At 57.8% G+C, this 11,008-nt stretch carries 7 protein-coding genes; 3 read left to right on the top strand and 4 right to left on the bottom strand.

From position 1 onward, the window contains the following. Positions 1-95: 95 nt before the first annotated feature. The 3 genes from ACA054_RS02230 to msrA all read left to right on the top strand — a co-directional run bounded on the left by ACA054_RS02230 (position 96) and on the right by msrA (position 5,073). Positions 96-1,490 carry an alkaline phosphatase D family protein gene (locus ACA054_RS02230; protein ID WP_497687994.1) on the top strand — a complete coding sequence of 465 codons (1,395 nt, stop codon included), beginning with the start codon at positions 96-98 and terminating at the stop codon, positions 1,488-1,490. A gap of 179 nt (positions 1,491-1,669) precedes the next feature. After that, entirely contained in the window at positions 1,670-4,363 is a 2,694-nt protein-coding gene (locus ACA054_RS02225; protein ID WP_497687993.1) for a putative bifunctional diguanylate cyclase/phosphodiesterase, read from the top strand. Between the two features lie 62 nt (positions 4,364-4,425). Further along, a complete protein-coding gene (gene msrA, locus ACA054_RS02220) occupies positions 4,426-5,073 on the top strand; it encodes a peptide-methionine (S)-S-oxide reductase MsrA (protein ID WP_497687992.1) in 648 nt (215 codons plus the stop codon). Positions 5,074-5,208: 135 nt separating this feature from the next. On the opposite strand, the gene ACA054_RS02215 is transcribed toward msrA, so the two are convergent. The 4 genes from ACA054_RS02215 to putP all read right to left on the bottom strand — a co-directional run bounded on the left by ACA054_RS02215 (position 5,209) and on the right by putP (position 10,614). Continuing rightward, complete coding sequence (locus ACA054_RS02215) at positions 5,209-6,045, bottom strand: 23S rRNA (adenine(2030)-N(6))-methyltransferase RlmJ (RefSeq protein ID WP_497687991.1); 837 nt, start codon at positions 6,043-6,045, stop codon at positions 5,209-5,211. A gap of 598 nt (positions 6,046-6,643) precedes the next feature. Then, a complete protein-coding gene (locus tag ACA054_RS02210; protein ID WP_497687990.1) occupies positions 6,644-8,071 on the bottom strand; it encodes a PAAR domain-containing protein in 1,428 nt (475 codons plus the stop codon). Positions 8,072-8,327: 256 nt separating this feature from the next. Continuing rightward, positions 8,328-8,657: a hypothetical protein gene (locus ACA054_RS02205; RefSeq protein ID WP_497687989.1), complete on the bottom strand. Its 330-nt coding sequence runs from the start codon at positions 8,655-8,657 to the stop codon at positions 8,328-8,330. A 472-nt stretch (positions 8,658-9,129) separates the two neighbouring features. Continuing rightward, the gene (putP, locus tag ACA054_RS02200; RefSeq protein WP_497687988.1) at positions 9,130-10,614 is read right to left on the bottom strand and encodes a sodium/proline symporter PutP; all 1,485 of its coding nucleotides are present in this window, start codon (positions 10,612-10,614) and stop codon (positions 9,130-9,132) included. Positions 10,615-11,008: the final 394 nt, after the last annotated feature.

The following is an 11,008-nucleotide window of genomic DNA, read 5'->3' as shown; positions in this document are numbered from 1 at the left end:
ATCCATTTCAGCCCGGTATTTTTCAAGGCCAAATAACTAGCCTTGCCTGCAAGGCCATTTAAAGCCGATTGATTGAAAACCGAATGGATTCGAATATGTTTAAACCAACTGTCGGGCCAATCCTTGGCCACACCACCACTAACCATGCACGTATTTTTTTGCGTGGAGAATCAAATAAAGATGCCCCTACATTTGCCGGTATTCGTTATCGGCGACTCGGCGACGAGCACTGGTCGAACAGTATTTTCACTGAACTCGAAAAAGCCCGCGACATGTCCGCCGTCCTGGTGCTCAACGACCTTGCTGCCGACACCGTGCATGAATATCAGGCCGGTTGGTTCAACCCAATGCAGCCTGTGCGCTCTGTAGAGACACTGCGGGAACTGCCCTTGCAATGGCCACGGCAGATCCATCGCCTGCGTACCCGCTCAGACCTGGCCAAACAACCCAGGGCCTATGTCGTGGGTTCTTGCCGCTATCTACGCCTCCCCGCAGGCATTGCCGCCGAACCGCATCTGGGTGACAGGATGTTCGGGACAATAGCAAGACTGGCCGAGCAGGCCGATCCGCCTGTCAGCGCCATGTTGATGACCGGTGACCAGATCTATGTTGATGATTTGAACTTCATTGCCCCGGACCGCGAGCTCAAGGATATTCTTCTCAAGTATCGCGTGGCCTTTTCACAGCCAAACATTGCAAAGTTAATGGCGGCCCTGCCAACTTATATGATCCTCGATGATCATGAGATCGAAGACAATTGGCCAGCCAACAGAAACAAGTCCGATGACTTTCTATATGCCAATGCGATAAATGCCTATGAGTTGTACCAGGCCAGCCATGGCCCGGCACACGAACTCTGCATCGATGGGCAAGTCGACAAGAAGCTGGATAAATACTGGTACCTGTTCACCGACGGCGATATCGAGTGGTTTGTCACCGACAGCCGGTCCCGACGCAATCTTGCAGCCAGCGACCGACGCATCCTCGATATCGAGCAGGAGCAGGCCTTGTGTGCATGGCTGATCAACAGTTCGGCTCGGGTTAAATTCGTGGTCACCAGCGTCATGTTCTACCCCGACAGCAAACGCCAGGGCGATGACGCCTGGCAAGGCTTTCCCGAACAACGACTACGGCTGTTGGAAACGATTCGTACGCACGCCATCAAGAATGTCTTCATCGTTTCAGGCGACGTCCACGGCTCATTGATCAGCCGGCTGACCCACAGCGAGGACCCTGGTTTCGAAGTTCATACCATCGTCTCCTCGCCCCTGTGCAACAGCAAACTGCTGCCTTATGCCAAGTCTTCCACCTTCATCCTCGATCAACCCTTGGCCCGGACCGCCATGGGAGATTATCGACACGAATTGACCAGTAACGTGATCAGCCAGGATAACTTCGCGCACCTGATCGTCGATACGGAGCAGATTCATGTGCGGTATCACGATAGGGATGGCGGCCTTTTACAGGCGGTCAGTATTTTGCTGCGTTAAAAGCTGCGATCTTTTAATCGTTTGCTGGAGAAATCTTCACCTCTGCCGACATATTCTTATAGCACTTGGCCTTCATCTCTCTTGTCAGTCAGTGGCGCAATGATGCAACCTTGCCGCAGGCAACAGTTAAGAGGGCGAGAGCCCGGCGCGATCAGCATATTCGAAGCGAGTTTACCTCCATGAAAAGCCAACCCGATGCCGCCAGCCGTATGGTGGCCGAGGTAGTGACGCAGTTGCCTGTGCCCTCGCGGCTCGGCATGCTGCGTTTCGAACGGCTGAATGAACCAAGCTGGGCGCTGCTGTTTCTCGATCCCAATTGCGAACGCCAGTTCGGCCTGCCGGCCGTGGAACTGTGCGCCCTGGTCGGCTCGCCCTACGCCAGCCTGATGGAGCCGGAAGCACGCTATCAACTGCATGATGCGATTCAGGCACAGTTGAGCGATAGCACCCACTATCTGATCCGCTACACCCTGCACACCGCCTCCGGCTCGCTGAACCTGCTGGAACTGGGAGAAGCCTACAAACAACACAATCGGCACCTGCTGCGCGGTTACCTGTTGGTCATCGACGGCCTGTTCGAGGATGACCCGCTGCTGCCGGCGCTGGATCTCGAAACCCAGAACTCGCGCCTGCAAATCGCTCTGGAGCTCAATCAGCGCGCCCAGCAGGAACAACTGCAGCATCTGGACCGGGTGCGTGCCCAGCAGGACCTGATCCTGCTGCTGACCCGCCAGCGCTACAGCAGCAACAACTCCCTGCAGGAAGCCGCCGAACTGATCACGCGCAGCGCCTGCGAGATTTACCAGATCGACTGCGCCAGCCTGTGGCACCTGGAAGGCTCGATGCTGGCGCCCATCTCGGCCTACCACCGCTCGACCCAGGAGTACCTGCTGCCGGCGTCGATCGACGTCAGCGTTTTCCCCGATTATCTCGACGCCCTGCATACCGGCCGCGCTATCGATGCCCACAATGCCATGCGCGACCCGCGTACCCGGGAAATGGCCGAAAGCCTGCGCCCGCGTGATGTCAACGCGATGCTCGATGCCAGCATTCGCGTCGACGGCCAGGTGGTCGGCGTGTTGTGCCTGGAACAAACCGGTGCGACCCGCGCCTGGCAGCAGGACGAAATCGCCTTCGCCGGCGAGCTGGCTGATCAGTTCGCCCAGGTCATCAGCAATCACAATCGACGCACCGCCACCAGCGCCCTGCATCTGTTCCAGCGTGCGGTCGAGCAAAGCGCCAACGCCTTTTTGCTGGTCAATTGCGATGGCATCGTCGAGTACGTCAACCCGAGCTTCACGGCGATTACCCAGTACACCACCGAAGAAGTTCACGGCCAGCGCCTGGCGCAACTGCCGGCGCTGGAGAACCTCAGTGAATTGCTGTTCGACGCGCCCTCCGCGCTGGCCAAGAGCAACAGCTGGCAGGGTGAATTCAAGAGCCGTCGCAAAAACCTCGAACCCTACTGGGGCCAACTGTCGATATCCAAGGTCTATGGCGACAACCGCGAGTTGACCCATTACATCGGCATCTATGAAGACATCACGCAGACCAAGCTCGCTCAGCAACGCATCGAGCGCCTGGCCTACACCGACAACCTGACCAACCTCGGCAACCGCCCGGCCTTCATCCGCAACCTTGATGAACGCTTCGCCCGCAACAGCGACGCGCCTATCAGCCTGTTGCTGGTGGACATCGACAACTTCAAGCGGATCAACGACAGCCTCGGCCATCAGACCGGCGACAAGCTGCTGATCAGCCTGGCCCGGCGCCTGCGCAACAGCCTCAACCCGGGGGGCAGCCTGGCGCGGTTTGCCAGCAACGAGTTCGCGGTCTTGCTCGACAACACGAGCCTTGAACTCGGGCAGCAGGTCGCCAGCCAGTTGCTCGCGACCCTCGACAAACCGATGTTCGTAGACAACCAGCTGATCAGCGTGACCGGCTCGGTCGGCCTGGCCTGTGCACCCTTGCATGGCCGCGACCCGCAGACCCTGATGCGTAACGCCGGGCTGGCACTGCACAAGGCCAAGGCCAACGGCAAACATCAGGTGCAGGTCTTCACCGAAGCCCTGAACGCCGAGGCCAGTTACAAGCTGTTCGTCGAAAACAACCTGCGCCGCGCCTTGACCCAGAACGAACTGGACGTGTTCTACCAACCCAAGCTCTGCCTGCGCAGCGGACGCCTGCTGGGGATGGAAGCGCTGCTGCGCTGGAATCATCCGGAAAAAGGCATGATCCGCCCGGACCAGTTCATCAGTGTCGCGGAAGAAACCGGCCTGATCATTCCGATTGGCAAATGGATCGCCCGCCAGGCCTGCCGCATGAGCAAAGCGCTGACCGCCGCCGGCCTGGGCAACCTGCAGGTGGCAATCAACCTGTCACCCAAGCAGTTCTCCGACCCGGACCTGGTGGCATCCATCGCCAATATCCTCAAGGAGGAAGCGCTGCCGTCGCGCCTGCTGGAGCTGGAACTGACCGAAGGCCTGCTGCTGGAAGCCACCGAAGACACTCACCAGCAGCTCGACCAGCTCAAGCGCTTGGGCCTGACCCTGGCGATGGACGACTTCGGCACCGGTTACTCGTCGCTCAGCTACTTGAAAAAATTCCCCATCGACATCATTAAAATCGATCGAAGCTTCATTCATGAAATCCCGGTTAACCAGGACGACATGGAAATCACCTCCGCGGTGATCGCCATGGCCCACAACCTGAAACTCAAGGTCGTGGCTGAAGGCATCGAGACGGCCGAGCAGTTGGCCTTCCTGCGTCGCCACCGTTGCGACGTTGGCCAGGGCTACCTGTTCGACCAACCGATCCCGGGGCTGGACCTGATCGACAAGCTCAAACGCTATCCGCGCGGCCCGATCGCCTGACAGCGAGCCAACACTCGGGCAAACTGCATCTCTGATTATTCCAACGACTGAGAGGACTGACGATGGTTCTGCGCTCGGAAATTCTGGTGAACAAAAACGTGCTCCCTACTAAAGAACAAGCTCTGCCTGGCCGCGAAACCCCCATGACCGTGCCGGAAAAACACTTCGTCCACGACGCCCCGCTGCTGGGCCCGTTCTCGATGGACGTGGATTTCGCGATCTTCGGCCTTGGCTGCTTCTGGGGCGCGGAACGCAGGTTCTGGCAGCGTGAAGGCGTGGTCAGTACGGCCGTGGGTTACGCTGGCGGCTTCACCCCGAACCCGACTTACGAAGAAGTCTGCTCTGGCTTGACCGGCCATAGCGAAGTCGTGCTGGTGGTCTACGAGCCGGCAAAGGTCAGCTACGAAGAGCTGCTGAAGATGTTCTGGGAACTGCACAACCCGACCCAGGGCATGCGCCAGGGCAATGACCTCGGCACTCAGTACCGCTCGGTGATCTACGCCACCAACCCGACCCAGCTGGAAGCCGCGAAAAAAAGCGCACAGGTGTTCCAGGTCGAACTGACCAAGGCCGGCAAGGGCATCATCACCACCGAAATCGACGAAGCGCCGACGCTCTTCTTCGCCGAGGCATACCACCAGCAGTACCTGGCCAAGAACCCGGAAGGCTATTGCGGGATTGGCGGTACCGGCGTGACTTGCCCGATCTGATTTTCAGCCCCGATGCCCGATCGTTCCCACGCTCTGCGTGGGAATGCAGCCCGGGACGCTCCGCGTCCCCTCCAGAGCCGAACGCGGAGCGTCCGTTGAGGCATTCCCACGCAGAGCGTGGGAACGATCATCGCCTTATTCGGCGATCAACCAATCCATCCGCCACCCACCCTGGGTCTGCCCAAGCTTCTCGGACAACCACGGCAGCAACTCGCGCAACTCTTCCTCCAGCCCCCACGGCGGATTGGCAATGGCCAAACCGGAGCCGTTGAGGCTGTCAGGCGTATCCAGCGGATGCACCAGCAACTCGACCCGCAACAACTTCGGCGCACCAGTACCGGCCAGATCCTGATAGAAACGACGCAAGGCGCGCTGATCCTTCACCGGGTACCAGATCGCCGCCACGGTCTGGCGCATCCGGCCAACCGCTTCCTTCAACGAAGCCGCACAACGCTGCATCTCGTCGAGCTTTTCAAAAGGCGGGTCGATCAACATCAGCGCACGCTTCTCCGGCACCGGCAGCATCGCCCGCGGCACATGCCAGCCTTCGCCAAGATGCACCTTGACCCGTCGATCACCGGCCATGTTGTCCTTGAGCAGCACGCCGTCTTCCGGGTGCTTCTCGTTCAGCAACACGCGGTCCTGCGGACGCGTCAGACGCCGCGCCAACTCCGGCGACCCCGGGTAATAGCGCAACTGGCCATCCGGGTTCATCTCGTGCAGCACCTGCATGTAATCAGCCGTCAGGATCGGCAGATCTGGCTGATCCCACAAACGCGCAATGCCTTCCAGGTACTCACCGGTCCGGCTGGCCTGATCGCCCTGAAGGTCGTATAGGCCAATGCCAGCGTGAGTGTCGAGATAGGCAAACGGCTGCTCCTTGCGCGACATCAGGGCGATGAGGCGGGTCAAGGTCAGGTGTTTGAACACATCGGCGTGATTGCCGGCATGGAAGGCGTGGCGATAATTCATGGTTGCTCCTGCGAAGGCCGGCAAGTTTACCTTTTACCGGCCGGCAAGTCAGGGTCTTGCGGCTGAGTGGCCAACCCGCCCCGCTTCACCTTGTAGGAGACAGGCCGGGTTTTTCGGCTTTACATCCATTTCCGCAACATGTTACGCCCCAACACAAAAACCATGACACTCCCAAAGAAGTTGGTTTGACGCCACAGAAAAAAGAAATTTGGCTACTGGAATAACCCTAAATTTCTAACGATGAAAATTAAAACCAATGCAACCAACAAAACTATAGAGGTCCACTTTATCAATTTAAGCTTTCGCCTGAGGGAGAGCGGGAAGTTGTTTAAATCTTCGACGCTAACCCCGCCATGCTTCAGGTAATAACCCGGAAACGTAAGGACTCCGGATATCCATCCGACCAATAGTAGTCGCCCCCAAATTCCGCCATGCCTCAGAGCGAATTGAGTCATGACGGCAGGACAATTTTTTAAATGCTCCAGCATAAAATCCATCTTTGTGTAAGCCAAATGAAGCGCGAGCGCGAGGCAAAAAAATATTCCACCAAAATTCATTAGCCCTACAATAAGGAATACTTTATCCGCAGCACTCAAGCTCATTGAGTAGCCTCATATATAACCTCACCAATATCCTCTCCTACCGCACCACCAAGAGCACCCGCGGCAGAACTTCCGACACCAATCACCACAACGCCACAAGCCAGAGTAGCTAGTCCACCAGTTGGCACTCCAAGTCCGATACATATAACCGTGCTTAAGGTACCTGTTGATGCCAGTCCAAACAGCGCACCCGCAGCCATCCCACCAGCAAAGCTCCCCGCCTCGGTGAACTTGACCCGCTCGCAAGCCTCGGCATTGCCCGCCGAGCACACATCTTGAACCTTCATGGCCGACGCCCCTCCACCAATGGCTGTGCCAACCCAGCCACCGTACTTGAGGTATTTGGAAGCCCTGGCCACTCCCTCAAGATGAGTGGCGTATCCCGGCATCTGCCCTACGCCGCCAGCTTCGGTCCAGCGATGGACCGGACTGGGAGGCGATAGGAACAGCGCACGATTCAAATTGGGGTGATCCGGGAAGCCGATACCTTTGCGCGTCAGGCTTGTCAGATGGGTATCCAGCTTAGCGAGCAAGCGCTGGCGCTCCGCTAGGAACGTCGGTGAGCTCAGGTGCCCATCGCGCAGGAATGAACGCTGATGCAACGCTTCGATTTCTTTGAGGGTCTCGCGCACATTTTCCAGGTTATTGTTGAGAATGCTCGCGCCGATGCCAATAGCGTCAGAGCCATAGGTCAGGAAGGCCTGGATGACATCACGGTGTTGCACCATGAAATCCGCCTCTTCCGGGCTAAGCGTTTCAAGCACCTGATTGGTCCTGGCCGCCACGTCCATGAGCAGGGCTTCTTCACGGGTGCACTGGTAGTTGTTGGGGTCGCTCAGCACGATCATCGAGCCGGCTTTGACGTCGCGCAGGTTGGGGTTGAGCAGCTTGAATTTGCCCATCACCGCCGGGTCACGCAGGGTGAACAAGGAGGCTTCGAGTTGTTCTCGGGTGGTGCTCTTGGGCACGATGTAGAAGCCTGGCTCCTGGGCGTCGAGACCGGTGAACCGTCGCGCAGAAGGAGCGTTTGTCGCTGACGTAAAGCCAGATGGGTGCGGCGGCGTCGTAGTGTTGCTGGCTGTCGGCGATGGTGCGGTTGTGACTGGCTGAGTGAATGTCTTGGCAGATTTTGCGACAGGTGGGGCATTCACATAACTGCCCTCGAAGTTCGAGGGAATCAGTTGAGCTTTACAGGGGCAACCGCTGACGCTGTCAAGTGTTCCCGCAACGCGCCTGCCGTTGTTGAGGACGTGAGAAACCCCTCCGTGGATCTGATAACTCTCATCGTTTTCTCCGCAGGTGACCAGATCTCCTTCGTAGACATGAACGAGGCCGAACAAACTGAAGCTGACGTCATCCCCACCCAAAACCGTACCACCACAGGTGGTTTTATCGCCCGGCCCAATGTAATACCCGGTAGCCATCTTGATCTCCCTCTCGACTGGCCTCCCAACCGTGGGAAGCGCGCCACTGTTAACGATGAGTTACCCCACTCGAAAATGAGCTGGGCTAGCGCAAAGTACGTGCATGCACAGAGAATTCAAGGCGCCCGAGCAAAACCGGAAATGTCCCACGAGCAGTACAGAAAAAGGCCACGAAACTGGAGATAAGGGCCAATGCCTGAAGAATAAACGGCCCGCACCTTACGGCTGCGAGCCGTTAGAGATTGAATGAGTACGCCTACGCCCCAGCTGAAGGCCGCACCCGCAACCGCCGCCCAACCACATCCAGCACGTCACAGCCATCGCGCAACGGAATGGTGCAGAGCAAGGCAAAGTCGCTGAGGATGAAGGACTCACACTCGATCGAGCCGCGCATGGACAGGTTTTCAAGCACTTGGGTTACTGCGCGGATTCTGTAGTGGGCGGCGTCGGTAAGGATGTCGAGTGGCGCGTGGGTGTCGACGAACAATGTAGGCATGTCGGTGCAGTTGCTGGTCAATGCCATGAAGCGATTGTCGGGATGGGGGATCGGCTTTTCGTAGGGAGGATCGGGATGTATTGATTTCATTTTGAATGCTCTAAGGAAGAAATGGACCTGCCATTAGCCTTCCTACGGGCTAGGGTGGCAGCTATGCACGGGGTAGGAATATCGAGACCCTTAGAGCAAAACTCGACCACGCCGAAGCGTGCCCGAGCATAGCCGCCGCGACTGATCTTACGACCGCATGCAAACGGCCGCAAACCAAGTATCGACGTCAAACTAGCTCTAACGGTCTTGAGAGGTTCCTACACCCCACCACTGAATAGTCAGTGACCACCAAAGACTATCCATGAAACCCACGCTCCACCAGTTCATGGAAACCGCTACGTTTTGAAGGAAACGTCCTAGGACCTTGCCCGGAAATTTCGCAAGACTGACGACGCGACTCAGATCTGAATTCGGGGCAGATCGATTAAAAACTGGTCCCAAAAAAAACGGCCCGCCTCCTGTAGGAGACGGGCCGCTTTTAGTGAAAGGTCAGAGCCTCAGCTCCTCCTCATCACTTGTTCAGACGGAAATCCGCCTCGGCAGCAGCGAAGCGCTGCAGCATGCCGGTAGTCGGCGCACCCAGCTTGCTGACGATGTAGATCGCCAGGCTGGCGAAGATGAAACCAGGGATGATTTCGTACAGGCCCAGCAGTTCGAAGTGCTTCCAGACGATCACGGTGATCGCGCCGACCAGGATGCCGGCCAGTGCGCCGTTGCGGGTCATGTCTTTCCAGATCACGGAGATCAGCACGACCGGACCGAACGCAGCACCGAAACCAGCCCAGGCATAGCTCACCAGGCCCAGTACGCGGTTTTCCGGATTAGCCGCCATGGCGATGGCGATCAGGGCAACCAGCAGCACCATGGCGCGGCCGACCCAGACCAGTTCAACCTGGGAAGCGGATTTACGCAGGAAGGTCTTGTAGAAGTCTTCGGTCAGGGCGCTCGAGCACACCAGCAGCTGGCAGCTCAGCGTGCTCATTACGGCAGCCAGAATGGCCGACAGCAGTACGCCGGCAACCCATGGGTTGAAGAGGATTTTCGCCAGTTCGATGAACACACGCTCGTGGTTTTCGGTTACAGGACCGGCCACTTCAGGGTGCGCCGAGAAGTAAGCGATACCGAAGAAGCCTACCGCCACGGTGCCGCCCAGGCACAGGATCATCCAGGCCATGGAGATGCGACGCGCTTTGGCAATCGACTTCACCGAATCCGCCGCCATGAAACGCGCCAGGATGTGCGGCTGGCCGAAGTAACCCAGGCCCCAGCCCATCAGCGAGATGATGCCGATGAAGGTGGTGTTTTTCAGCATGTCGAAGTTGCTGGCATCTTGCGCTTCGATGGCCAGGAACGTGGTGTCAACGCCGCCAGTGGCCAGCAGCACGATGATCGGCGTCAGCAACAGGGCGAAGATCATCAGGGTGGCTTGTACGGTGTCAGTCCAGCTGACCGCCAGGAAACCGCCGACGAAGGTGTAGGCAATCGTCGCCGCAGCGCCGGCCCACAGCGCTGTCTCGTAGGACATGCCGAAGGTGCTTTCGAACAGACGGGCACCGGCCACGATGCCGGATGCGCAGTAGATGGTGAAGAACACCAGGATCACGACGGCGGAGATGATCCGCAGCAGGCCGCTTTTGTCTTCAAAACGGCTGGAGAAGTAGTCCGGCAGGGTCAGCGCATCGCCGTTGTGCTCGGTCTGCACGCGCAGACGGCCAGCGACGAACAGCCAGTTCAGGTAGGCACCGATGATCAGGCCAATGGCGATCCAGCTCTCGGACAGACCGGACATGTAGATGGCGCCCGGCAGGCCCATCAACAACCAGCCGCTCATGTCGGATGCACCGGCGGACAACGCGGTCACGACGCTGCCCAGGCTACGGCCGCCCAGAATATAGTCGGAAAGGTTGTTGGTGGAGCGATAGGCCATGAAGCCGATCAGCACCATTGCTGCGATGTAGATCACGAACGTGATCAGGGTTGGATTGCTTACGCTCATTTAAGTGATGCCCTGGCTTTGTTTTTATGTAGCGGCGGCTGGTGAACCGCTTGCAAACGGTGACGTTTGACAGACGATCCGGGATCCCGCGCATTTATGACCGATGTTTCCCCAGGAAAGCCATCAGCCGGCACACCGGTCTTGCGACTGGTTGCACCTTGGGCGCGAATGCTATTCAACAAAGCAAATAAGGTGCAACCCATTTCTTGAGAATAAGTTGCACCCAGTCGGAAATTTATTTTTCACCGAGTTTTTTGCTCCTTTTCGGAGCAAGAACGAGCGCCAACCATCCAAAAAAGCACCAACGCAATGCAGTAGTGGCCAAGCAGAATTTATTTCCTGACGAACTGCCGTTTATTCCAGCAAAAAAAGGGTTGCACCCGGTTGCACCTCA

The organism is Pseudomonas sp. LBUM1653, assembly GCF_059716115.1.
The sequence above is the reverse complement of the archived record's forward strand: the minus strand, read 5'-3'. Positions and strand labels throughout refer to the sequence as shown.